Consider the following 22,554-nt stretch of genomic DNA (forward strand, 5'->3'; position numbering starts at 1 on the left):
GGACTAGCCGGCGGCAGGGGTGCCGGTCTTGCGCGGACGACGCCGGCGGCGGCGCTTGGCCGGGGCGTCGCCGCTCTCGGTCTCGGGCGCGGTGTCGGTGGCCGGCGCGCTGGTGGCGTCCGAGGCGTTCGCGCCGTCACTCTGCTCGGGATGTCCGGTCGCCGACTGGCCTCCGCGGGTGCGGGTGCGGGTCCGGGTACGGACCGGGCGTTCGGTGCGCTCGGCGCGTTCGACGCGCTCGCCCTCGGTGCGCGGCTTGCTCTTTCGCGGTGCTGAAATCGACCCGGTGGTGCCGGCAGGAATCTTCAGCTCGGTGTACAGATGCTCAGAGCTGGAATAGGTTTCGACCGGATCGGGATTGTTCAGGCCCAGCGCCTTGTCGATCATGGTCCAGCGGGGCAGCTCATCCCAGTCCACCAGGGTGACGGCGATGCCGGTCTTGCCGGCACGCCCGGTGCGGCCGATGCGGTGCACGTAGGCCTGCTCGTCCTCGGGGATCTGGTAGTTGATGACGTGCGTGATGTCGTCGATGTCGATACCGCGGGCGGCCACGTCGGTGGCGACCAGCACGTCGACCTCACCGGTGCGGAAGGCCTTGAGGGCCTTCTCCCGGGCGATCTGGCCGAGGTCGCCGTGCACGGCGCCGACCTTGAAGCCGCGCTCGCTGAGCTCGTCGGCGACCTTCTGCGCGGTGCGCTTGGTGCGGGTGAAGATCATGGTGGCGCCGCGGCCCTCGGCCTGCAGGATGCGGGCGACCATCTCCACCTTGTCCAGCGCGTGCGCGCGGTAGGCGAACTGCTCGGTGGTGTCGTGGGTCTGCGAGGACTGCGCCGACTCGGCCCGGATGTGGGTCGGCTGGTTCATGAAGGTGCGGGCCAGCGTGATGATCGGGCCCGGCATGGTCGCCGAGAACAGCATCGACTGCCGGTCGTCGGGGGTCAGGCGCAGAATCCGCTCGATGTCCGGCAGGAAGCCCAGGTCGAGCATCTCGTCGGCCTCGTCGAGGACGAGCACCGACAGGCTGCCGAGCTGCAGGTGGCCCTGCTGTGCGAGGTCCAACAGCCGGCCCGGGGTGCCGACGACGACGTCGACGCCCTTGCGCAGCGCCTCGATCTGCGGCTCGTAGGGGCGGCCGCCGTAGATGGAGGTGACGACGAACTTGCGGTCGCCGTCGGGGGACTCCGCCCGCAGGTACTTCGCGGCGAGTTCGAGGTCGTTGTAGACCTGCAGGCACAACTCACGGGTGGGCACCACGATCAGGGCGCGCGGGGTGCCGTTCAGCGGCCGGGTGCCGTCGCTGGTGATGCGGTGCAGCAGCGGCACGCCGAAGGCCAGCGTCTTGCCCATGCCGGTGCGGGCCTGACCGATGAGATCGTCGCCTGCCAGCGCGAGCGGCAGGGTCAGTTCCTGGATGGCGAAGGCGTGTTCCTTGCCGGTTTCGGCGAGCGCCCGGACGATCTCGTCCCGGACCCCGAGCTCGGCGAATGAAATGGTCGGTTTGCTGTCAAGTGCAGTCATAGTGTGGTCGGCGTCGCTTGCGATGCCGTCAGCCTTTCGGTGTCAATCCTCGTCGCGTCCACGCGCGCACGACGATGACGAGTAAAAGGCGGATATCCCCAGGTAGGCGGGCGATACCGCTCCGTCGGGCCCTGCCAATGAGGGGCGGGCCGAACCACGTGCACGCACATTTCTCAGGTAGCGGCAGGTCACAAAAACTCGGTCGTTTTGCGCATCGAAGTCGCTACCTGTCGTCCATGATAGCTGGTCATACCGGTTCTCGGTTGCCGGACGGCCCGGAGTCTAGAGTTGGGCCATGATTTCACTGCCGCCTCAGACGTCGTCAGCGCAACCCGCCGGCCCCGCTGACGGAGCTGTGCGGCCGGGTGTCTCGGCCGATCATCCCGGTGTCACCGAGCTGTTCGCGGTGCTGGCCTACGGCGAGGTGGCGGCCTTCTATCGGCTCACCGAAGAGGGCCGGATGGCGCCGAATCTGTCGGGCCGGATCAACATGGCCAGCATGGCCGCCGCCGAGATGCGCCATTACGAGGTGCTGCACGAGGCGCTGGCCGCCCGCGATGTCGACACCGTGCCCGCCATGACGAAGTACGCGCCCGCGCTGGAGAACTACCACCGCCTGACCACCCCCAGCACCTGGCTGGAGGCGCTGGTCAAGACCTATATCGGTGATGCGCTGGCGGCCGATTTCTACCTGCAGATCGCCGATGCGCTGCCTCCCGAGGTCGCCGATGTGGTGCGGTCGGTGCTGGCCGAGACCGGGCACTCGCAATTCGTGGTGGCCGAGGTCCGGGCGGCGGTCACCGCCAGCGACCGGCAGAAGCACCGGTTGGCACTGTGGTCGCGGCGGCTGCTCGGCGAGGCGATCACCCAGGCCCAGTACGTGCTCGCCGACCACGATGAGCTGGTCGACCTGGTGATGAGCAGTCAGGGGCTGGCCCAGCTACCGGAGTTCTTCGACCGGTTGCAGCGCACCCACGCCAGCCGCATGCAGGAACTGGGCCTGGCCTGATCCTCTACCGGGTGCAGGTGGCGATCATCGAGTCGTTGGCCTGCACCGCGACCGCGGCGCCGCTGCCGTCGACGATCGAGCAGTTGAGCTGGCCGCCCACGCTGGTCGCCGTCACCGACGACAGCGTCACACCCGGGTCCAGGGTGACGGTTTTCACCCACGGCAGCGCGACGTTCACGTCGGTCCGCAGGGCACCCTGCGCATCGGTATAGATGACGGTCACCAGATCGAGCAACGGCCGGTTGCCGGTCACGTGATAGGTGACGGTGCGCGCCGCCAGCGCCGGGTCGGCCACCGGCGCCTCCGGGACGACGACCGGGGCGGGCACCACGGGGGCGGGCTCCGGGGCCGGTAGCACCGCACTCGGGGTGGGTGTGACGGTCGTGACAGTCTCGGGCAGCGTGGCGCCGCCGGGGACGGGCGGCGGCGGGGCAGGGACCCCGGCGGTCGGGGTCGGGGCCGACGCGGTCGGCGTCGCGGGCGCCGACGGCACGGCCGGCTCGGTGGTCGCCGAGGAGGCGGCGGCCGAGACGGTGCCGCTGTCGCCGTCGCCCAGGATGATGCCGGTGCAGATGACCGCGACCATCAGGATGACGCCGGCGACGCCGGCCACCCAGATCCAGCGCCGGTCGAGTTGGTCGTGGTAGTCCGCCGGGTACTGGTAGTCGGTGTAGTCGGTGTCGACATCGGCCGGGTAGCGCGGGGTGTCGTTCGACTCGCCGCTGTTCGGGTCGTAGTCGCGGGGCTGGTACCCGTCGTAACCGTCATGGTCGCGCGGAGTGCGGTAGGCATCCCCCGTGTCGAAGCTGGGGTCGAACCCGTCCGCAGCGTCCCAGGTGTCGGTGGCGTACTCCGATCGGTAGCTGCCCGAATAGCGACTGCGGGTGGTCGAATATGGCGAATATTGCCTGCTCATAACGTAATTCCCAGATCGTTCCGGCACGTACCTGGTCGATGCTAGTGGTGCAAAAGTGACAGCTGATGTTGACGCGGTCGCGGTCCGGTCACGGTCCGGACTCGGTCTGGTCAGGACGCTTCACTGCCGGCGCAACGCGCAGGTCAAGGCGCGTGGAGGCGCCCGGGGCGGCGCTGAAGCGATCCCCCTGGTCGTTGTGCACGGGTGCGCCGTACTAGCCTGATTGCACGCATCGCCATCCAACCGAAAGGCCACAGCGTGGACATCAAGATCGGGGTCACCGACAGCCCGCGAGAGCTGATCATCAGCACCGCGCAGACACCCGACGAGGTGGAGCAGGCGATCGTCAAATCACTGTCCGACGCCTCGGCGCTGCTCGCGCTGTCCGACGACAAGGGCCGGCGCTACCTGGTGCCGTCGGCGAAGATCGCCTACGTCGAGATCGGCGCCGCCGACAATCGCCGGGTCGGTTTCGGGGTCGGCGCAGAGGCCATCAAGACCAGCTAGTTGTCAGCTGGCCCGGTCCTCAGGACCGGGTCAGCGGCACGTGCGACAGTCCGCCCCAGGCGAACTGCACCGTGCCCTCGACCGCCGCGTCCTTGGAGATCGGGCGGTCGTTGTCCAGCCAGTAGCGCGCACAGTCGACGCTGGTGGACACCAAGCCCACCGCGATCATCCGGGCCCGGTGGGCCTCCAGGCCGGAATCCCGGCTGATCAGGTCGAACACCGCGTCCGTGCAGGATTCGGTGGCCACCTTCACCTGGGCCGCGACCTGCGGCTCGGTCACGTAGTCGTTCTCGAAGATCAGCCGGTATCCCTGGCTGTCGTGCTCGACGAACTCGAAGAACGCCTGGACCGCCGCGCGCAGCCGCTGCCGGTTGTCGGTGGTGGTGCGCAGGGCCTGGCGGACCCCGGAGACCAGATTGTCGACGTGCCGTTGCAGGACCGCGAGGTACAGCTCAAGCTTCGACGAGAAGTGTTGGTAGAGAACGGGCTTGCTCACGCCGGCGCGGTCGGCGATTTCATCCATGCCGGCGGCGTGGTAACCGCGGTCGACGAATACCTCGCTGGCCGCGATAAGCAGTTGGCCGCGGCGTTCGTCGCGGGGCAGGCGGTTGCCGCGCCGATTGCCGGTGCCCGCCTTGGTGCCGCGCGCTCCGGCGGCGTTGGCGAGATCGCTCATCACGTCCTCAATCTCAAAATCTGTGCAGTGTGCGCTGAGGCACTACTCGGGCCGTTTATCGGCAGCTTCCACCTGCTGATCGCCACGACATTACTACCGCACCCAGGCAGAGAGTCGGGTGTAGGCCGTTAGGCCTACCTCGACGTGTCGGTGGCGTGCCGGAATGGGATGCGCCGCGCCTTGTGCCATCCTGGTTCGGTGACCTACGACCCGGGGCGTCGCGTCGGCGACCGAGTTCGGTCCGGCGGGCGGGAGCGCAGCGACTCGGGGGATCAGAACCGCGGGCGGGAGCGCAGCGACTCGGGATATCCACGCAGCGTGCCCGGGGGAGCACCCCCGCGTGCCCGGCAGTTCGACGACCCGGACCGGATACCGGTGCGGCGTGACGACATGCGGGAGCCGCTGCGCGCGCAGCGCGATCCGCTGGCCGAGGACCACGGCCGGCCCCGCGCCAACCGCGACGAGCACCAGCAGTGGCGCAAGCAGACCTGGCTGGGCCGGTTCGTCTCGACCTACGGGTGGCGCGCCTATGCGCTGCCGGTCCTCGCCGTGGTGACCTGCATCGTGCTGTATCAGACGGTGACCGGCACCGGTGCGCCCAGCTCGGTCAGCGCGGAAGGCCCGGTGCAGGGCCCGCCGACGATCGACGCCCCGAGCACCGCCATCGTCGGCGCACCGCCCAAGGGACTGACCGAGTTCGACGCCAACCTGCCCACCGGCATCCTGCCCGGCGGGGGACCGTTCACCCAGGCCGGTGCCAAGACCTGGCACATCGTGCCGGGCACCTCACCCAAGATCGGTCAGGGCACCGACAAGACCTTCACCTACACCGTCGAGGTCGAGGACGGCCTGGACACCGCCTCCTTCGGCGGTGACGAGGGATTCGCCCGGATGGTCAGCGAAACCCTGGCCAACCCGAAGAGCTGGACGCACAACGCGCAGTTCGCGTTCCTGCGGGTGGACAACGACAGCGAGGGCCCACCGGACTTCCGGGTGTCGCTGACCTCGCCGCAGACCATCCGCGAGGGGTGTGGCTACGACATCCCGCTGGAGGCGTCCTGCTACAACCCGGCCTACCTGGGCGATCAGGCCCGGGTGTTCATCAACGAAGCGCGCTGGGTGCGCGGGGCCACCTCGTTCCAGGGCGACATCGGGTCCTACCGGCAGTACGTGATCAATCATGAGGTCGGTCACGCCATCGGCTACCGCCAGCACGAACCGTGCCCGGAGAACGGTGCGCTGGCGCCGATCATGATGCAGCAGACATTCTCGACCAGTAACAACGACGGCGCCCGCTTCGACGCGGAGTCCGTCCAGGCCGACGGCCTGACCTGCCGCTTCAATCCCTGGCCGTACCCGATCGCCTGACGTCCCGGGCCCCGGGCGTGCGCATCGCGTCCGGCTCGTCGCCGAGCGGTGAGTAGAAGCGCACACTGGTCATGGGCGCGGGAACGTATTGGGCTGAATTGCTGTTGAGTACGTGTGCCTGGTCTGATGGGCCGGAGAAATTCGTCGTCGATTCGAGGAGCGCACGGTGACGTCGTTGCCACCGCTGGTGGAGCCAGCCGCTGAACTGACCCGCGAGGAGGTCGCCCGGTACAGCCGGCACCTGATCATCCCGGACATGGGGGTGGACGGTCAGAAGCGTCTGAAGAACGCCAAGGTGCTGGTCATCGGCGCCGGCGGGCTCGGCTCGCCGACATTGCTCTACCTGGCCGCCGCGGGTGTCGGAACCATCGGCATCGTCGAGTTCGACGTCGTCGACGAGTCCAATCTGCAGCGCCAGATCATCCACGGCCAGTCCGATATCGGCCGGTCGAAGGCGCAGAGCGCCCGGGATTCGGTGCTCGAGGTCAACCCGCTGGTGAACGTGGTGCTGCACGAGGTGCGCCTGGAACCCGAGAACGCGGTGCAGCTGTTCTCCCAGTACGACCTGATCCTGGACGGCACCGACAACTTCGCGACCCGCTACCTGGTCAACGACGCCGCGGTGCTGGCGGGCAAGCCCTACGTGTGGGGCTCGATCTACCGCTTCGAGGGCCAGGTGTCGGTGTTCTGGGAGGACGCCCCCGACGGATTGGGCCTGAACTACCGCGATCTGTACCCCGAACCGCCGCCGCCGGGCATGGTCCCGTCCTGCGCCGAGGGCGGTGTGCTCGGCATCCTGTGTGCGTCGATCGCCTCGGTGATGGGCACCGAGGCCATCAAGCTGCTCACCGGCATCGGGGATCCGCTGCTGGGCCGGCTCATGGTCTACGACGCGCTCGACATGACCTACCGGACGATCAAGATCCGCAAGGATCCGTCGACCCCGAAGATCACCGAACTCATCGACTACGAGGCGTTCTGCGGTGTGGTGTCCGACGAAGCCGCCCAAGCGTCGGCCGGCGCCACCGTCACCCCGCGTGAACTGCGCGAACTCCTCGACTCGGGCAAGCCGGTGGCGTTGATCGACGTCCGCGAACCGGTGGAGTGGGAGATCAACCACATCGAGGGCGCGACGCTGATCCCCAAGTCGGTGATCGAGGCGGGTGCCGGCCTGGCCACCGTCCCGCAGGACAAGACCGCGGTGCTCTACTGCAAGACCGGGGTCCGTTCGGCGGAGATGCTGGCCGTGCTGAAGAAGGCCGGCTTCGCCGACGCGCTGCACCTGCAGGGCGGAATTGTGGCGTGGGCGAAACAACTCGAGCCCGACATGGTCATGTACTGACCGCGTGTCGACCTCCGCACCGCTTAGGCTGACGTGCGTGTCTGACGATCTGCCGCCCGATCATGTGATGGCGGCCTTCGGTTTGACCGGCCTGTCGCCGGTGCCGCTGGGGTCCAGCTGGGAGGGTGGCTGGCGTTGCGGCGAGGTGGTGCTCTCGATGGTCGCCGACCACGCCCGCGCCGCCTGGTCTGCCAAGGTCCGCGAGACGCTGTTCGCCGACGGGATCCGGCTGGCCCGCCCGGTCCGCTCCACCGACGGCCGCTATGTGGTGGCCGGGTGGCGTGCGGACACCTTCGTCGCCGGCACCCCCGAACCCCGCCACGACGAGGTCGTCTCGGCCGCCGTCAGGTTGCACGAGGCCACCGCGAAGCTGGAGCGCCCGCGGTTCCTGACCCAGCCGCCGGTGGCCCCGTGGTCCGACGTCGACGTCTTCATCGCCGCCGACCGCGCGGCCTGGGAGGACCGGCCGTTGCACGGCCTGCCGCCGGGCGCCCGGGTGTCACCGGGATCGGCGGACGGCCAGAAGTCCGCCGAGCTACTTAATCAGCTCGCGACATTGCGCAAACCGACCCGCAGCCCGAGCCAGCTGGTGCACGGAGATCTCTACGGCACAGTGCTTTTCGCCGGTACCGCGGCGCCCGGCATCACCGACATCACCCCGTACTGGCGGCCGGCATCGTGGGCCGCCGGGGTCGTGGTGGTCGACGCGCTGGCCTGGGGCGAGGCCGACGACGGTCTGGTCGAGCGGTGGGCGCCGCTGCCCGAGTGGCCGCAGATGTTGTTGCGGGCCTTGATGTTCCGGCTGGCTGTGCACGCGCTGCATCCGCGCTCGACGGCGTCGGCGTTCCCGGGCCTGGCCCGCACCGCCGCGTTGGTCCGGCTCGCCCTCTAGGTCCGTGCGATTTGTGGAGTGTTTCCCGGAATGAGTCCGGGTTTCGCTCCACAAGTCACCGGAAGCGGTGGCGGTACTCGCGCAGCGCCACCCGGCCGTCGAGGGCCAGCACCCCTTCGGTGCGTAGTCGTTCCAGCTGTCTGGTGGCCAGGTGCGGCGCCGGGCGCCCGGACGCCGGGATCACCCGGTGCCACGGCAGATCCGAGGAATCGGTGCGCATGATCCAGGCCACGATGCGCGGGCTGGACAACTCCGCCTCCTCGGCGAGATCACCGTAGGTGCTCACCCGGCCGGCCGGGATGGCGGCCACCAGTGCCCGCACCTTCTCGACCTGATCCTCGGTGATGGGCGCCATGGCTCAGATCAGATGGGCGCGGATGATGGCGGCGGTCTCGGCGGGCCGCGCCTGGGCCACCATGTGGTCGCAGTCCACCTCGGTCAGCGTGAACGCCGCACCCAGTGCGTCGCGCAGCGCGCCGATCAGCTCGGCGGTCGCATACGGCGGGGTGGTGCGGGTCGCCAGCACCAGGGTGGTGGGTGTTCCGCTGCGCGGCAACGCAATCGGACGGGTCAGCTCGCTCCAGTACGACATCGTCGCGGGGATGCTGATGCGCCAGCCGAGACGGCCGTCGGGCAACTCGATGAGGTGCTCGTCGAGTTCGCGTTCCAGCTCGTCGGGGAACTCGGCGGCGACCTCACCCCACGATCCGGACAGCTTGTCGGCGATCGCCTCGTCGCGGTCGGGGTAGTCGGGGGAGGACAGCATCGCATCGGCGATCTCGGCCATCCAGGCGCCGTCGAGCGCCACCGCCGGATCCAGCAGCACCAGACCGGAGACCAGGTCGGGCCGGGCCGCGGCCAGGTTGAGCGCCACCGCGCCACCGAACGAGTGCCCGACCACCAGGACGGGCCCATCGGCCTCGGCGTCCAGCAGTGCCGCCAGCGCGTCGACGTTGGCGTCCAGCGTCCAGGGCGCCGCCCAGCTGGACCGGCCGTGCCCGATCAGATCCGGTGCGAGCATCGAGAACTCGGGCAGGTGCCGGGCGGACAACGTCTCCCAACGCCGGCCGTGCCCGGTCAGTCCGTGCACCGCGAGAATCTGCGGCGGACGGGACGGGCCGTAGCGATACACGTGGAGGTTGTCGGTCACCCTTCGATGCTAGGTGGGACGGCGGAGAGCGGCGGTGCCGGCCCAGGTCAGCGCCAGTTGTCGGACCCCCGTGATGTCATTGCGTCCATGTCCGCACCGCACACCGACCTGACTCCGCAGGCGCTCACCCGGCCGGGTGTGCGTGGCACGGTGCGGGTGCTCGGCGGTGCCGGCACGGGCAAGAGCACGCTGCTGGTCGACACCGCGGTCGGGCACATCGCCGCCGGGGTGGACCCGGAATCCGTTCTGCTGCTGACGGGCTCGGCGCGCCTCGGGGCGCAGTCACGCGCGGCGATCACCGCCGCGCTGCTCAACGCCGGGTCTCGCGGGGTGATCCAGGAGCCGGTGGTGCGCACCGTGCACTCGTACGCGTTCGCCGTGCTGCGGCTGGCCGCGCAGCGCAACGGCGATCCGCCGCCGCGGCTGATCACCAGCGCCGAACAGGACGGCATCATCCGCGAGCTGCTCGCCGGTGATCTGGCCGACGGCGCCGAGAACTGGCCGCTGCCACTGCATCCGGCGCTGGGCACCGCCGGGTTCGCCACCGAGTTGCGGGACCTGTTGGCCCGCTGCGCCGAGCGCGGGGTCGACGCCCAGGCGCTGCAGCGCCTCGGCAAGCTGTCGGGTCGCCCGGAATGGGTGGCCGCGGGCCGGTTCGCCGCCACCTACGAGCAGGTGATGTTGTTGCGGTCCTCGGTGGGCATGGCCGCGCCGCAGGCCACCGTGCCGGCGCTCGGCGCCGCCGAACTGGTCGGTGCGGCGCTGGACGCCTTCGCGCTGGACCCTGCCCTGCTGGCCGCCGAACGCGCCCGGGTGCGGGTGCTGCTGGTCGACGACGCGCAGCAACTCGATCCGCAGGCCGCGCTGCTGGTACGGGTCCTGGCGGCCGGGGCCGACCTGGCGGTGCTCGCCGGCGATCCGGATCAGGCGGTGTTCGGTTACCGCGGCGGCGATCCCGCGCTACTGCGCACCGATACCCCCGCGGTCGTGCTCACCGAATCGCACCGCTGCTCGGCGGCGGTAGCCGAGGCGGTCACCGGCATCGCCCGCCGGCTGCCCGGCCACGAAGGGCTGCGCGCATTCACCGGAGCCTCCGGCCGCCGGGGTTCGGTGACGGTCCGGATCGCGGCCTCCGCGCACGCCGAAGCCACCCTGATCGCCGATTCGCTGCGGCGCGCCCACCTCGTCGACGGGGTGCCGTGGTCCCAGATGGCCGTGATCGTCCGGTCGGTGCCGCGGGTCGGCGCGGCGCTGGGCCGGGCGCTGACCGCCGCCGGGGTCCCGGTGGATCTGCCGCCCGCCGATCCGGGCCTGGCACAGCAGCCCGCGGTGCGCGCACTGCTCACCGTGCTCGACGCCACCGCCAACGGGTTGACCGGTCCGGCCGCGCTGGAACTGGTCACCGGCCCGATCGGCCGGGTCGACCCGGTGTCGTTGCGGCAGCTGCGGCGTGCCTTGCGCCGCACGATGGGGCAGCGCGACGAGTTCTCCACCCTGCTGGTGCGGGCCGTGCAGCGTGTCCCCGACGATCTGTCCGCCGATCTGGCCCGCTGCCTGCAACGCGTGCAGGCGGTGCTGCGTGCCGCCGGGCAGAGCCACCGCGGTGGCGACGATCCGCGACACACGTTGTGGCAGGCCTGGAACCGCAGCGGCCTGCAGCGCCGCTGGGTCACCCTGGCCGATCGTGGCGGGACCGGAAGCGTTGCCGCCGAACGGGATCTGGCCGCGGTGACAGCGCTGTTCGACGTCGCCGACCAGTACGTCACCAACACCACCGGGGCGACGCTGACCGGTCTGGTCGCCCACGTCGACGCTCTGGAACTGCCGCCCGCCGGTGCCCACCCGGAACGCCCGGACACGGTGGCGATCTGCAGCCCGCACGCCGCCCTGGAACGGGACTGGGATTTCGTGGTCCTCGCCGGTCTGCAGGAAGGGTTGTGGCCCAACACCGTTCCGCGCGGCGGGGTGTTGGGCACCCAGCATCTGGTCGACATCCTGGACGGGGTCGTCGACACCGAGGCCGGCCCGACGGCGCGGCTGTCCACCCGCGCGCCGCTGCTCGCCGAGGAACGGCGACTGCTGATCGCGGCGATGGGGCGCACCCGGCACCGACTGCTGGTGACCGCCGTGGACAGCGACACCGGCGACGCCGCACTGCTGCCGTCCCCGTTCTGCGCCGAACTGGCAGCCCTGAGCACGGACACCGATCCCGACGCCGACCCGGATCGCCAGATGACCCCGCTGCCCCAGCCCCGGGTGCTGACCCCGGCCGCGCTGGTCGGGCGGCTGCGCGCGGTGGTGTGCGCGCCCGACGGTGAGGTCGATGAGGACGAAAGAGCCACCGCCGCGACGCAACTGGCGCGGCTGGCGGCCGCCGGCGTGCCCGGTGCGGACCCGGCGCAGTGGCATCCCCGCACCACGCCGTCCACCGCGGAGCCGCTGTGGTCGGGCGAGGATCACGTCAGCACCCTGTCGCCGTCCACCTTGCAGACCCTGACCGACTGCTCGTTGCGCTGGCTGCTGGAGCGCCACGGCGGTAGCGACGGCCGCGATGTGCGCTCGGCGGTCGGGTCGTTGGTGCACGCCATCGTCTCCGACTCGGCGAAGAGTGAGAGCCAGATGCTCGCCGACCTGGAACGGATCTGGGCGGCCATGCCGTACGAATCGCAGTGGTACGCCGACAACGAGCTGGCCCGGCACGGGGAGATGCTGGCCGCCTTCGCGCGCTGGCGCGAGTCCACCCGCGGGCAGTTGACCGAGGTCGGCACCGAAGTCGCGGTCGACGGCATGGTGGCGCCCGGGGTGCGGGTGCGGGGGCGCATCGACCGGCTGGAACGCGACAACGCCGACCGCCTGGTCATCGTCGACGTCAAGACCGGCAAGAGCCCGGCCACCAAGGACGACGCCCAGCGCCACGCCCAGCTGGCCATGTACCAGTTGGCCGTCGCCGAAGGTGTGCTGCCCGAAGGCGATGAGCCCGGCGGCGGGCTGCTGGTCTACCCGGGCAAGAGCACCGCCGGGGGCGTCACCGAACGCACCCAGGACGCGCTCACCCCGGAGACCGCGCAGCAGTGGCAGGACACCGTGGTGGCGGCCGCGGCGGCCACCCGGGGACCGGAGTTCGTGGCCCGGGTCAATGATGGATGCGGACACTGCCCGGTACGGGCCATCTGCCCCGCCCAGAACCCGGAGACCCCGACGTGATCGTCCAGCAGCAGTACAGCCCCGAAGACCTGGCCCAGGCGCTCGGTCTGTTCACCCCGACCGCCGAGCAGGCCGCGGTGATCGCCGCCCCGCCCGGCCCGCTGGTGGTCATCGCCGGCGCCGGGGCCGGCAAGACCGAGACCATGGCGGCCCGGGTGGTCTGGCTGGTCGCCAACGGCTACGCCCGTCCCGGCGAGGTCCTCGGCCTGACGTTCACCCGCAAGGCCGCCGGGCAGCTGCTGCGCCGGGTACGCACCCGGCTGGCCCGGCTGGCCGGCACCGGGATCGGCGCCGAGGTCCGCGGCTCGCACATCGGTACTGACGACCCGCCCACCATCAGCACCTACCACGCCTTCGCCGGTGCACTGCTGCGCGATCACGGGTTGCTGCTGCCGGTGGAGCCGGACACCCGGCTGATCGGTGAGACCGAGTTGTGGCAGCTGGCCTACCGCGTGGTGTGCGAGCACCCGCGCGAGCTGGACACCGACAAATCCCCGGCCGCGGTCACCGCGCTGGTGCTCCGGCTCTCCGGTGCGCTGTCCGAGCATCTGGTCGACACGGCGGCGCTGCTGGACACCCACGTCGAGCTGGAACGGCTCATCCATCACCTGCCCGCCGGCGGCAACCAGCGTGACCGCGGTCCCGCCCAGTGGCTGCTCAAACTGCTGGCCACCCAGACCGAACGCACCGAACTGGTGCCGCTCATCGACGAGCTGCACCGCCGCATGCGCGCGGAGAAGGTGATGGACTTCGGCGCCCAGATGTCGGCGGCGGCCCGGCTGGCGATGTCCGCGCCCCAGGTCGGCGCCCAGCTGCGGCAGCGCTACCGGGTGGTGCTGCTCGACGAGTACCAGGACACCGGGCACGCCCAGCGAATCGCGTTGTCCTCGTTGTTCGGCGGCGGGGTCGACGACGAGCTGGCGTTGACCGCGGTCGGTGACCCGATCCAGTCGATCTACGGCTGGCGCGGCGCCTCGGCGGCCAACCTGCCGCGGTTCGTCACCGATTTCCCGCTCGCCGACGGCAGCCCCGCCCCGACCCTGGAACTGCGCACCAGTTGGCGTAACCCGCCCGAGGTGCTGCACCTGGCGAACGCGACGTCTGAGGCGGCCCGCAGGCGCTCGGTGAATGTGCGGGAACTGCTGCCCCGCCCGGACGCCGAGCCGGGCACCATCCGCGCAGCGCTGCTGAACGATGTTGTAGCCGAGCGTAATTGGGTGGCCGACCAGATCGCCGCGCGCTACCTGGAGAACCCGACTCCGCCCACGGCGGCGGTCCTGGTCCGGCGCAACGCCGACGCCGCGCCGATGGCGGAGGCGCTGACCGCGCGCGGGGTGCCGGTGGAGGTGGTCGGACTGGCCGGGCTGCTGGCGATCCCGGAGGTCGCCGACGTGGTCGCCATGCTGCGGCTGGTGGTCGACCCGACCGGTGGGGCGGCGGCCATGCGGGTGCTGACCGGTCCGCGGCTGCGCCTGGGCGCCCGCGACATCACGGCGCTGTGGCAGCGCGCCGTGGCCATCGACGTGCCGGTGCCCGGCGAGCAGGGGACGATGGAACGCATCGCGGCCCAGGCCGCCCCGGATGCGGACACCGCCTGCCTGGCCGACGCGATCTGCGATCCGGGTCCGGCCGACCGGTACTCCGAGGAGGGCTATCACCGCATCGTCGCGCTGGGTCGCGAATTGACCGCGCTGCGTGCCCATCTCACGCATCCGCTGCCCGATCTGGTCGCCGAGGTCCGGCGGGTGCTCGGCGTCGACGTGGAGGTCCGCGCGGCGCGCCCGGTCGCCAACGGCTGGGGCGGAACCGAACATCTGGATGCCTTCGGTGACGTGGTGGCCGACTTCACGGCCCGCTCCGACGGCTCACCGGCCGGGCTGCTGGCCTACCTGGATGCCGCCGCGGACGTGGAGAACGGTCTGGCTCCGGCCGAGGTGACGGTGTCGGCCGACCGGGTGCAGATCCTCACGGTGCACGCCGCCAAGGGGCTGGAATGGCAACTGGTGGCGGTACCGCACCTGAGCGGGCGGGTGTTTCCGTCCACCGCGATGGCGCGGACCTGGCTCTCGGATGCCGGCGACCTGCCGCCGCTGCTGCGCGGGGACCGGGTGACGGTCTCCGAGCACGGCGTCCCGGTGCTGGACACCTCCGACGTCAACGACCGAAAGGCATTGGCCGACAAGATCGGTGACCACAAGGATGTGCTCGCCCAGCGTCGCGGCGACGAGGAACGCCGGCTGCTGTACGTGGCACTGACCCGCTCCGAGGACACCCTGCTGCTGACCGGGCACCACTGGGGCGCCACCGAATCCAAACCCCGCGGACCCTCGGAGTTCCTCACCGAACTCAAGCGGGTCATCGACGACTCCGCCGAGGCCGGACAACTCTGCGGCACCATCGACGAATGGGCGCCCGATCCGCCCGACGGGGAGCTGAACCCGTTGCGGGGCACCGTGGTCGAGGCGGTCTGGCCGACCCGGTCCGACGGCGGTCGGCACGCCGACATCGAACGCGGCGCCGAACTGGTGGCGCGGGCGGCGGCCGGCGCCGTCGGTGCCGGTGCGGACCCGGAGAACTGGGCGGCCGACGTCGACGCACTGCTCGCCGAACGGGAACGGGTCGCCGAACCGGCGCCGGTCCGGCTGCCCGGGCAGCTCTCGGTGAGCACGCTGGTCGAACTGGGCAAGGATCCGTCGGCGGCGGTCGCCCGGCTGCGCCGCCGGCTGCCGGCGCGTCCCGAACCACATGCCTTGTTGGGCACCGCGTTCCACGAATGGGTGCAGCGCTACTTCCACGCCGAGCGGCTGTTTGACCTGGAGGATCTGCCCGGTGCCGTCGACGGTGAGGCCGGCCGCGCGCACGCCGAGGCGTTGGCCGACCTGCAGGCGTCGTTCGCCGCCTCGCCGTGGGCGTCGCGCACCCCGACCGATGTCGAGGTGCCCTTCGACATGATCCTCGATCCGCAACGCGGCACGGTGGTGCGCGGACGCATCGACGCCGTCTTCGCCGAACCGGACGGCGGCGCGGTGGTGGTCGACTGGAAGACCGGGGAGCCGCCGAGCACCCCGGAAGCCCAGCGCCACGCGGCCATTCAGCTCGCGGTGTACCGGCTGGCGTGGGCTGGCCTGCAGGGCTGCCGACCCGAATCGGTGCGGGCCGCGTTCCACTACGTGCGCAGCGGGGTGACCGTCATGCCCGAGGACCTGCCCGGCGCCGAGGAACTGGCCGACATCCTGACCGCCGCCGCGGCAGACGGCGCGCCCGCTCAGGAGGTGCGATAGACCCTGTAGGCCTGGGTGATCATCGGGATCTGCAGCGGCAGCCGGGCCAGCGGGCCGGCACGCATGATGGCCGGCTTGTTCTTCCACAACCGCACCATGTTGACGTTGGCCGGGAACACCCCGAGGTACAGCGCGATCGCGGCCAGCGCGCCGAGCTTGCGGGTCCGCGGGACGATCAGTGCCGTGCCGACCGCGACCTCGGCCACTCCGGAGCCGTGGGTGTACAGCCGTGCGCTGCCGGGCAGTTCCGCCGGGACGATGGTGTCGAACGGCTTGGGCGCCACGAAGTGCAGGATGCCCATGCCGACCAGCAGCCCGCCCATCCGGACGGCGCGGCGCGCGTTTGCCTGTTGCTGATCTCCGGCTGGGGGCATTGTCATGGTTACATTGTGGCGTGCCGACCCCGCACCGATTGGTGAATCGTGGCCAGAGGTAGGTTGCGCCGGAGGTTGGCGGCGGTCAACCAGAACCTCACGTCGCGTCATGACGCCGACCTTGTCGACGTACTGAGCATCCCGGAGAAGTTCGTCAGCCCGGGCCGCCGTATCTTCCGCCGGGTCCTCTACGCACTCGGCGCGCTGTTCGCCGCGGTGCTGATCGTCTACCTGGACCGGCACGGCTACCGCGACCTCCGGGACACCCCGAACCCGGATGACCCGCTGTCGTTCCTGGACTGCCTGTACTACGCCACGGTGTCGCTGTCGACCACCGGCTACGGCGACATCACCCCGGTGACCCCCTCCGCGCGACTGGTCAACGTCCTGGTCATCACCCCGCTGCGGGTGGCGTTCCTGATCGTGCTGATCGGCACCACGGTGGAAACCCTGACCACCCAGTCGCGGCAGGCCCTCAAGATCCAGCGTTGGAGGAAAAGCGTGCGTAACCACACCGTCGTCGTCGGCTACGGGACCAAGGGCCGCACCGCGGTCGCGGCCATGATCGGCGACGACGTCGCGCCCGCCGACATCGTGGTGGTCGAGAACAATCCGGCCGCCCTCGAGCGCGCCAAGAACGCCGGGCTGGTCACCGTGCGGGGCAACGCCACCGATTCGGAGATCCTGCGGCTGGCCTCGACCCAGCACGCCAAGTCGGTCATCGTGGCCGCCAATGACGACAACACCGCGGTCCTGGTCACGCTGACCGCCCGCGAGCTGAACCCGAACGCCACCATCATCGCCGCGGTCCGCGAATCGGAGGGCCAGCACCTGCTGAAGCAGTCCGGCGCGACCACCACCGTCGTGACCTCCGAGACCGCGGGCCGGCTGCTGGGCCTGGCCACCCAGACCCCGAGCGTCGTGGAGATCATGGAAGACCTGCTGACCCCCGACGCCGGGTTCGCGATCGCCGAGCGACCGGTGGACATCAAGGAGGCCGGCGGTTCGCCACGCCACCTCACCGACATCGTGCTGGGCGTCGTGCGCGAAGGTCAGCTGCTGCGCGTGGACGACGAACGCGTCGACGCCCTGGAGCTGACCGACCGGCTGCTCTACGTCCGCTCGAAGGAAGACCGGTGACTTTTCGATGAGCGCTTGCGCGAAGAACAGGAAGCACTGATGGGTTTCACGCTCCGCAATGTTCCGCTGCTGTCCCGCATCGGCGCCGACCGCGCCGACACGCTGCGCACCGACATCGACGCCGCCATCGCGGGCTGGTCCGATGCGCTGGTGCTGCGGGTGGACCGCCGCAACCAGGTGTTGATCGCCGGTGACAGCGTCGTGCTCGGCCGCGCCACCAGCCTGGGTGACGCGCCGCCCGAGCACGCGGTGTTCCTGGGCCGGCTGGGCGACGGCCGGCATGTGTGGGCGATCCGCGCCGCGCTGGAAGCACCCGAGGATCCGTCGGTCGAGGCCTCGGTGCTCGACCTGCGCCGGGCCGGCTCCATCTTCGACGACGCCAGCGCGCAACTCGTGGCCACCGCGACGGCCCTGCTGAACTGGCACGACAGCGCCGGCTTCAGTCCGGTCGACGGGTCACCGACCACCTCGATCAAGGCGGGCTGGGCGCGGCTCAACCCGGTCACCGGGCACGAGGAGTTCCCGCGGATCGATCCGGCCATCATCTGCCTGGTGCACGACGGGCATGACCGTGCGGTGCTGGCCCGCCAGGGCGTCTGGCCGGACCGGATGTTCTCGATCCTGGCCGGCTTCGTCGAGGCGGGGGAGTCCTTCGAATCCTGTGTGGTCCGCGAGATCGCCGAGGAGGTCGGCCTCGACGTCACCGATGTGCAATATCTGGGCAGCCAGCCGTGGCCGTTCCCGCGATCGCTGATGGTGGGCTTTCACGCCCTCGGCGATCCGGAGCAACCGTTCGCGTTCAACGACGGCGAGATCGCCGAGGCCCAGTGGTTCACCCGGGCCGAGGTCCGGGAGGCGCTCGAGCACGGCGACTGGAGCAGCACTTCGTCGTCGCGGCTGCTGCTGCCGGGCTCCATCTCCATCGCCCGCGAGATCATCGAATCCTGGGCAGCGCAGGACTGATCGTGGAATCACTCGTACCCGAAACCGTCAGGCAGGCGCGCTGGTACGTCGCCGGCGGGAGTCTCGCGATCATCGTCGGCGTGGTCCGCGCCACCGGTTTCGCCAACCACGGCGGGATCGTCTACCTGGTGATGGCGGCGCTTTTCCTGACGCTCGGCGTGGCCTCGGTGGCCGCCGGCGTCATCCGGATCCGGCGCGGCGACGGCGGCGCGAAGCGTTAACCCAGCTTGGCCTTGACCTGCTTGATGTTCGGGTTGGTCAGGGTGGACCCGTCGGCGAACTTGACCGTGGGCACCACGTGATTGCCGTTGTTGACCGAGCCCACGAAATCCGCGGCGGCCGGGTCGTCCTCGATATCGACCTCGGTCCAGGCGATGCCCTCGGCCCTGAGTGCGGTCTTGAGCCGATTGCAGTATCCGCACCAGGTGGTGGTGTACATGGTCAGCTGGGCGTTGCTCATGGCGCGGTCAACCTATCGACGTCGGTGCGTATTCCCCACAAACCCTAGAAGACCCCGAGGAGACTTCTGGGTGCAGGGACGGATCAAGGGGGAGAGCATGCGGATCGCAGTAGCCGGGGCCACCGGGAACATCGGGTCGCGCACCGTGGCCGCCCTGGGCGCCCACGGCCACGACGTGGTGCCGATCAGCCGGTCCGCGGGGGTGGACCTGTGCACCGGAGCCGGCCTGGACGAGGCACTGACCGGGGTCGCCGCGGTCATCGACGTCATCAGCGCGCCACCGCAGTCCCGGGACCAGACGGTCGACTATCTGGGCACGGCCACCGCCCACCTGCTGGCCGCCGAGCAGCGTGCCGGGGTCGGCCACCACGTGCTGCTCTCGATCGTCGGCATCCACGGCATCCACGGCATCCACGGCAATCCGCATTACGCCGGTAAGCGGGAACAGGAACGGCTGATCGCCGAAGGCCCGGTGCCCTGGACCGTGGTGCCGGCCACCCAGTTCCACGATTTCGCCGAGATGGTGGTCGGCTGGACCGAGCACGACGGGACCGCGGAGATCGCGCCGCTGCTGGTGCAGCCGATCGCCCCGGACGATGTCGCCGCGGTGCTCGCCGAGGTGGCGGTGGGCCGCCCGCAGGGCCGTCACGCCGACGTCGCCGGCCCCGAGACGCAGGATCTGGTCGACATGGCCCGGCGCACCCTGACCGCGCGCGGGCGCACCGTCACGCTGGTGCCGACCTGGTCGTCGGTGTTCGGTCTGGAGATGGCGGGCAATGCGCTGCTGCCGGGACCGGACGCGCGGCTGGCGTCGACGACCTTCGACCGGTGGCTGAGTCAGCAGCGGTAACACGACTGTCGGACGCTCCTGCCATGATGGACGGCATGCCGTCCGTCGACAGTCTGCTCGGCGACCTCGACGACGAACAGCGCGAGGCCGTCCTCGCGCCCCGCGGGCCGGTCTGCGTGCTGGCCGGCGCCGGCACCGGTAAGACCCGCACCATCACCCGGCGCATCGCTCACCTCGTGGTGGGCGGCCATGTCGCGCCCGGTCAGGTGCTGGCGGTGACGTTCACCGCCCGGGCGGCCGGGGAGATGCGCAGCCGGTTGCGCGCCCTCGGTGAGCAGGCCGGGGTGCCGACCGCCGCGGTGCAGGCCGTCACCTTCCACGCCGCCGCGAGGCGTCAGCTGCAGTACTTCTGGCCGCGGGTGGTCGGCGACACCGGCTGGCAGCTGCTCGACAGCAAGTTCTCGGTGGTGGCGCAGGCCGCCAACAAGGCCGCCGTCAAGGCCGGCACCGATGACGTGCGCGACCTCGCCGGTGAGATCGAGTGGGCCAAGGCGTCGCTGATCACCCCCGAGCAGTACGCCGACGCGGTCGCCCGGGCCCGCCGCGACATCCCGATGGATGCGGGCACCGTCGCCAAGGTCTACAACAACTACGAGCGGCTCAAGACGCACCGGGACGGCACCGCGCTGCTGGACTTCGACGATCTGCTGCTGCACACCGCGGCCGCGATCGAGAACGACCCGGCCGTCGCGCAGGAGTTCCGGGACCGGTACCGCTGCTTCGTGGTCGACGAATACCAGGACGTCACCCCGCTGCAGCAGCGGGTGCTCAACGCGTGGCTCGGGCAGCGTGACGACCTGACCGTGGTGGGGGACGCCAACCAGACCATCTACTCGTTCACCGGGGCCACCCCGAAGTTCCTGCTGGATTTCTCCCGCCGGTTCCCGGAGGCGACCGTGGTGCGGCTGGAACGCGACTACCGGTCCACGCCCGAGGTGGTGTCGCTGGCCAACCGGGTGATCGCGGCAGCCCGCGGCCGGATGGCCGGCAGCAAACTGCACCTGATCGGCCAGCGCCCGCCGGGGCCCAAACCGTCCTTCGCCGATTATCCCGACGAGGTGGCCGAGGCCGCCGGCGTCGCCAAGAAGGTCAAGGAGCTCATCGAATCCGGAACGCCGGCATCCGAAATCGCGGTGCTCTACCGGATCAACGCGCAATCCGAGGCGTACGAAGAGGCGCTCACCGAAGCCGGTATCGCATTCCAGGTGCGTGGTGGTGAGGGCTTCTTCAGCCGGCAGGAGATCCGGCAGGCGTTGATCGCGTTGCAGCGCAATGTCGATCATCCCCACGATTCGCTTCCGGATCTGGTCCGGATCCTGCTGGAACCGTTGGGGCTGACCGAGGAACCCCCGGCGGGCACCAAGGCCCGTGAACGCTGGGAGGCGCTGGCCGCGCTCGCCGCACTCGTGGACGACGAAGTGGCGCAACGACCTTCGCTGGACCTGCCGACCCTGCTCGGCGAGCTGCGTCAGCGCGCCGACTCCCGTCACCCGCCGGTCGTGCAAGGCGTGACGCTGGCCTCGCTGCACGCGGCCAAGGGCCTGGAATGGGATGCGGTCTTCCTGGTCGGACTGGCCGACGGCACCATGCCGATCTCGCACGCCCTGGCCCACGGCCCCGACAGCGAGGCGGTGGAGGAGGAGCGTCGACTGCTCTACGTCGGCGTCACCCGTGCACGGGTGCACCTGACCTTGAGCTGGGCGCTGGCCCGCGCCCCCGGCGGCAGGCAGAGCCGGCGGCCCTCCCGCTTCCTCAACGGCGTGGCGCCGCAATCCTCCTCGGATGCCGGTCCGGCCCGGCCCAAGCGCGCCCGCGGTGCGGCACCGCGGTGCCGGGTCTGCAACGGCGCACTGAACAGTCCGACCGCGATCATGCTGCGCCGGTGCGAGAGCTGTCCGTCCGACATCGACACCGAACTGCTGGCCGAACTCAAGGACTGGCGGCTGCGCGTCTCCCAGGAGATGAAGGTGCCGGCGTTCGTGGTGTTCACCGACAACACCTTGATCGCCATCGCCGAAACCCTGCCGGTGGATGCGGCGGCGCTGGTCGCCATTCCCGGCATCGGTGCCCGCAAGCTGGAGCAGTACGGCCCGGATGTGCTGGCACTGGTGAAAGCCCGGTCCTGAACCAACCCGGCGAATTCGGCCATGTATCGCACAAATACCGCCAAAACCGCTGGTCAGAAAATTGCTTGCGGGTTTTGCCTGTTAGGCTCTAGCCTCAAGAACGCACGTTATGCGCAACTTTCGGCTGGCACGAGCGGTCGGCTACATCGACACGGGAGGAGACTCGGCATCATGGCGATCATCACCATGCAGTACGGCGTAAACGTCGGCGCCATGCCGCTGCCCATCCGTGCCGCCGGCATCATCCCCGCCATGCATCGAGCCGGTTGGGCGCCCGCTGCCGCCGCGCCGCAGCATAAGCGCCGCAACGCGATCCCTGCGTCCGTGAAACGGGGTACCTCCTAGGTAACCCCAGCACCGCCGAAAAGGCCACGGACCCGCGACAACCGGATCCGTGGCCATTGTCTTTCGGAACACCCGAACACTCTGGTCGCCCGGTCCGGTCAATACACCGACACCGAATCAACGACCAGGAAGTAGGGAACGACATGTCCGTCCAGGCATGCCTGCAACGTTCACTGCCCGCGGTGCCGTGCCACGAGGCCGATCCCGACCTGTGGTTCGCCGAAAGCCCGACCGAACTCGAACGGGCCAAGGCGCTGTGCGCAGATTGCCCGATCCGCAGTCTGTGCCTCGACGAAGCCCTGGAAAGGCAAGAGCCATGGGGTGTTTGGGGCGGCGAGATCCTCGAACGCGGAACGATCGTGGCGCGCAAGCGGCCACGGGGGCGTCCGCGCAAGCACGGCCGCGAAGGCCGGGCGGCGTGATGAGGGCACGC

Annotated in this window: 21 protein-coding genes; 14 read left to right on the plus strand and 7 right to left on the minus strand. The window is 70.3% G+C overall.

The features are described 5' to 3' along the window. Positions 1 to 3 precede the first annotated feature (3 nt). Entirely contained in the window at positions 4 to 1,518 is a 1,515-nt protein-coding gene (locus K0O62_RS08265; protein WP_073857781.1) for a DEAD/DEAH box helicase, read from the minus strand. Between the two features lie 295 nt (positions 1,519 to 1,813). Here K0O62_RS08265 and K0O62_RS08270 point away from each other — a divergent pair, with 295 nt between their 5' ends. Continuing rightward, the gene (locus K0O62_RS08270) at positions 1,814 to 2,527 is read left to right on the plus strand and encodes a ferritin-like fold-containing protein (RefSeq protein ID WP_073857783.1); all 714 of its coding nucleotides are present in this window, start codon (positions 1,814 to 1,816) and stop codon (positions 2,525 to 2,527) included. Between the two features lie 4 nt (positions 2,528 to 2,531). Here K0O62_RS08270 and K0O62_RS08275 read toward each other — a convergent pair whose 3' ends face one another. After that, a complete protein-coding gene (locus tag K0O62_RS08275; RefSeq protein ID WP_073857785.1) occupies positions 2,532 to 3,443 on the minus strand; it encodes a hypothetical protein in 912 nt (303 codons plus the stop codon). A gap of 258 nt (positions 3,444 to 3,701) precedes the next feature. On the opposite strand from K0O62_RS08275, the gene K0O62_RS08280 reads away from it, so the two are divergent. Continuing rightward, positions 3,702 to 3,950 carry a DUF3107 domain-containing protein gene (locus K0O62_RS08280; RefSeq protein ID WP_073857787.1) on the plus strand — a complete coding sequence of 83 codons (249 nt, stop codon included), beginning with the start codon at positions 3,702 to 3,704 and terminating at the stop codon, positions 3,948 to 3,950. Between the two features lie 19 nt (positions 3,951 to 3,969). Here K0O62_RS08280 and fasR read toward each other — a convergent pair whose 3' ends face one another. Beyond that, positions 3,970 to 4,626, minus strand: a complete 657-nt coding sequence (gene fasR, locus K0O62_RS08285; protein WP_073857788.1) for an HTH-type transcriptional activator FasR — start codon at positions 4,624 to 4,626, stop codon at positions 3,970 to 3,972. 390 nt (positions 4,627 to 5,016) lie between these two features. Here fasR and K0O62_RS08290 point away from each other — a divergent pair, with 390 nt between their 5' ends. The 3 genes from K0O62_RS08290 (at position 5,017) to K0O62_RS08300 (ending at position 8,228) form a co-directional block, all read left to right on the plus strand. Further along, entirely contained in the window at positions 5,017 to 5,994 is a 978-nt protein-coding gene (locus K0O62_RS08290) for a DUF3152 domain-containing protein (protein WP_073857902.1), read from the plus strand. Between the two features lie 175 nt (positions 5,995 to 6,169). Then, positions 6,170 to 7,336, plus strand: a complete 1,167-nt coding sequence (moeZ, locus tag K0O62_RS08295) for an adenylyltransferase/sulfurtransferase MoeZ (RefSeq protein ID WP_205870756.1) — start codon at positions 6,170 to 6,172, stop codon at positions 7,334 to 7,336. 37 nt (positions 7,337 to 7,373) lie between these two features. Continuing rightward, positions 7,374 to 8,228 carry a TIGR02569 family protein gene (locus tag K0O62_RS08300; RefSeq protein WP_073857791.1) on the plus strand — a complete coding sequence of 285 codons (855 nt, stop codon included), beginning with the start codon at positions 7,374 to 7,376 and terminating at the stop codon, positions 8,226 to 8,228. Between the two features lie 55 nt (positions 8,229 to 8,283). On the opposite strand, the gene K0O62_RS08305 is transcribed toward K0O62_RS08300, so the two are convergent. Beyond that, positions 8,284 to 8,583 carry an MGMT family protein gene (locus K0O62_RS08305; protein WP_073857793.1) on the minus strand — a complete coding sequence of 100 codons (300 nt, stop codon included), beginning with the start codon at positions 8,581 to 8,583 and terminating at the stop codon, positions 8,284 to 8,286. Between the two features lie 3 nt (positions 8,584 to 8,586). Beyond that, positions 8,587 to 9,378: an alpha/beta fold hydrolase gene (locus K0O62_RS08310; RefSeq protein WP_073857795.1), complete on the minus strand. Its 792-nt coding sequence runs from the start codon at positions 9,376 to 9,378 to the stop codon at positions 8,587 to 8,589. Positions 9,379 to 9,465: 87 nt separating this feature from the next. Between K0O62_RS08310 and K0O62_RS08315 the strand changes: the two genes are divergently transcribed. Both K0O62_RS08315 and K0O62_RS08320 read left to right on the plus strand, forming a co-directional pair. Beyond that, positions 9,466 to 12,582, plus strand: a complete 3,117-nt coding sequence (locus K0O62_RS08315; protein ID WP_073857797.1) for an ATP-dependent helicase — start codon at positions 9,466 to 9,468, stop codon at positions 12,580 to 12,582. Next, a complete protein-coding gene (locus K0O62_RS08320; RefSeq protein ID WP_079244262.1) occupies positions 12,522 to 15,863 on the plus strand; it encodes an ATP-dependent helicase in 3,342 nt (1,113 codons plus the stop codon). The genes K0O62_RS08315 and K0O62_RS08320 overlap by 61 nt, the downstream gene beginning before the upstream one ends. On the opposite strand, the gene K0O62_RS08325 is transcribed toward K0O62_RS08320, so the two are convergent. Then, positions 15,848 to 16,243, minus strand: a complete 396-nt coding sequence (locus K0O62_RS08325; RefSeq protein WP_073857799.1) for a DoxX family protein — start codon at positions 16,241 to 16,243, stop codon at positions 15,848 to 15,850. The genes K0O62_RS08320 and K0O62_RS08325 overlap by 16 nt on opposite strands. Positions 16,244 to 16,285: 42 nt before the next feature. Here K0O62_RS08325 and K0O62_RS08330 point away from each other — a divergent pair, with 42 nt between their 5' ends. From K0O62_RS08330 to K0O62_RS08340, 3 genes are read left to right on the plus strand one after another with little or no spacing between them, the layout of a single operon-like run. Next, positions 16,286 to 17,377 (plus strand): potassium channel family protein, encoded by a 1,092-nt coding sequence (locus K0O62_RS08330; protein ID WP_073857800.1) that lies wholly within the window; start codon positions 16,286 to 16,288, stop codon positions 17,375 to 17,377. 39 nt (positions 17,378 to 17,416) lie between these two features. Beyond that, a complete protein-coding gene (gene nudC, locus K0O62_RS08335) occupies positions 17,417 to 18,340 on the plus strand; it encodes an NAD(+) diphosphatase (protein WP_073857801.1) in 924 nt (307 codons plus the stop codon). Between the two features lie 2 nt (positions 18,341 to 18,342). Beyond that, complete coding sequence (locus K0O62_RS08340) at positions 18,343 to 18,561, plus strand: hypothetical protein (RefSeq protein WP_073857802.1); 219 nt, start codon at positions 18,343 to 18,345, stop codon at positions 18,559 to 18,561. Here K0O62_RS08340 and mrx1 read toward each other — a convergent pair. After that, entirely contained in the window at positions 18,558 to 18,800 is a 243-nt protein-coding gene (gene mrx1, locus K0O62_RS08345; protein WP_205870632.1) for a mycoredoxin, read from the minus strand. The genes K0O62_RS08340 and mrx1 overlap by 4 nt on opposite strands. Positions 18,801 to 18,897: 97 nt before the next feature. Between mrx1 and K0O62_RS08350 the strand changes: the two genes are divergently transcribed. The 4 genes from K0O62_RS08350 to K0O62_RS08365 all read left to right on the plus strand — a co-directional run bounded on the left by K0O62_RS08350 (position 18,898) and on the right by K0O62_RS08365 (position 22,543). Further along, on the plus strand, positions 18,898 to 19,650 hold the full coding sequence (locus tag K0O62_RS08350; RefSeq protein ID WP_073857908.1) for an SDR family oxidoreductase: 753 nt from the start codon (positions 18,898 to 18,900) through the stop codon (positions 19,648 to 19,650). Positions 19,651 to 19,676: 26 nt separating this feature from the next. Further along, a complete protein-coding gene (locus K0O62_RS08355; RefSeq protein WP_372512865.1) occupies positions 19,677 to 21,776 on the plus strand; it encodes an ATP-dependent DNA helicase UvrD2 in 2,100 nt (699 codons plus the stop codon). 171 nt (positions 21,777 to 21,947) lie between these two features. Beyond that, on the plus strand, positions 21,948 to 22,121 hold the full coding sequence (locus K0O62_RS08360; protein ID WP_165637009.1) for a hypothetical protein: 174 nt from the start codon (positions 21,948 to 21,950) through the stop codon (positions 22,119 to 22,121). Between the two features lie 143 nt (positions 22,122 to 22,264). Next, positions 22,265 to 22,543 (plus strand): WhiB family transcriptional regulator, encoded by a 279-nt coding sequence (locus K0O62_RS08365; RefSeq protein WP_073857804.1) that lies wholly within the window; start codon positions 22,265 to 22,267, stop codon positions 22,541 to 22,543. Positions 22,544 to 22,554 lie beyond the last annotated feature (11 nt).

It is taken from the genome of Mycolicibacterium diernhoferi, from assembly GCF_019456655.1.
Lineage (GTDB): Bacteria > Actinomycetota > Actinomycetes > Mycobacteriales > Mycobacteriaceae > Mycobacterium > Mycobacterium diernhoferi.

Coding starts and splice junctions, on each gene's coding strand:
- K0O62_RS08265 (WP_073857781.1), bottom strand. CDS start 1,518: ATGACTGCACTTGACAGCAAACCGACCATTTCATTCGCCGAGCTCGGG.
- K0O62_RS08270 (WP_073857783.1), top strand. CDS start 1,814: ATGATTTCACTGCCGCCTCAGACGTCGTCAGCGCAACCCGCCGGCCCC.
- K0O62_RS08275 (WP_073857785.1), bottom strand. CDS start 3,443: ATGAGCAGGCAATATTCGCCATATTCGACCACCCGCAGTCGCTATTCG.
- fasR (WP_073857788.1), bottom strand. CDS start 4,626: ATGAGCGATCTCGCCAACGCCGCCGGAGCGCGCGGCACCAAGGCGGGC.
- K0O62_RS08290 (WP_073857902.1), top strand. CDS start 5,017: ATGCGGGAGCCGCTGCGCGCGCAGCGCGATCCGCTGGCCGAGGACCAC.
- K0O62_RS08305 (WP_073857793.1), bottom strand. CDS start 8,583: ATGGCGCCCATCACCGAGGATCAGGTCGAGAAGGTGCGGGCACTGGTG.
- K0O62_RS08315 (WP_073857797.1), top strand. CDS start 9,466: ATGTCCGCACCGCACACCGACCTGACTCCGCAGGCGCTCACCCGGCCG.
- K0O62_RS08320 (WP_079244262.1), top strand. CDS start 12,522: ATGCGGACACTGCCCGGTACGGGCCATCTGCCCCGCCCAGAACCCGGA.
- K0O62_RS08325 (WP_073857799.1), bottom strand. CDS start 16,243: ATGACAATGCCCCCAGCCGGAGATCAGCAACAGGCAAACGCGCGCCGC.
- nudC (WP_073857801.1), top strand. CDS start 17,417: ATGGGTTTCACGCTCCGCAATGTTCCGCTGCTGTCCCGCATCGGCGCC.
- mrx1 (WP_205870632.1), bottom strand. CDS start 18,800: ATGAGCAACGCCCAGCTGACCATGTACACCACCACCTGGTGCGGATAC.
- K0O62_RS08350 (WP_073857908.1), top strand. CDS start 18,898: ATGCGGATCGCAGTAGCCGGGGCCACCGGGAACATCGGGTCGCGCACC.
- K0O62_RS08355 (WP_372512865.1), top strand. CDS start 19,677: ATGGACGGCATGCCGTCCGTCGACAGTCTGCTCGGCGACCTCGACGAC.
- K0O62_RS08360 (WP_165637009.1), top strand. CDS start 21,948: ATGGCGATCATCACCATGCAGTACGGCGTAAACGTCGGCGCCATGCCG.
- K0O62_RS08365 (WP_073857804.1), top strand. CDS start 22,265: ATGTCCGTCCAGGCATGCCTGCAACGTTCACTGCCCGCGGTGCCGTGC.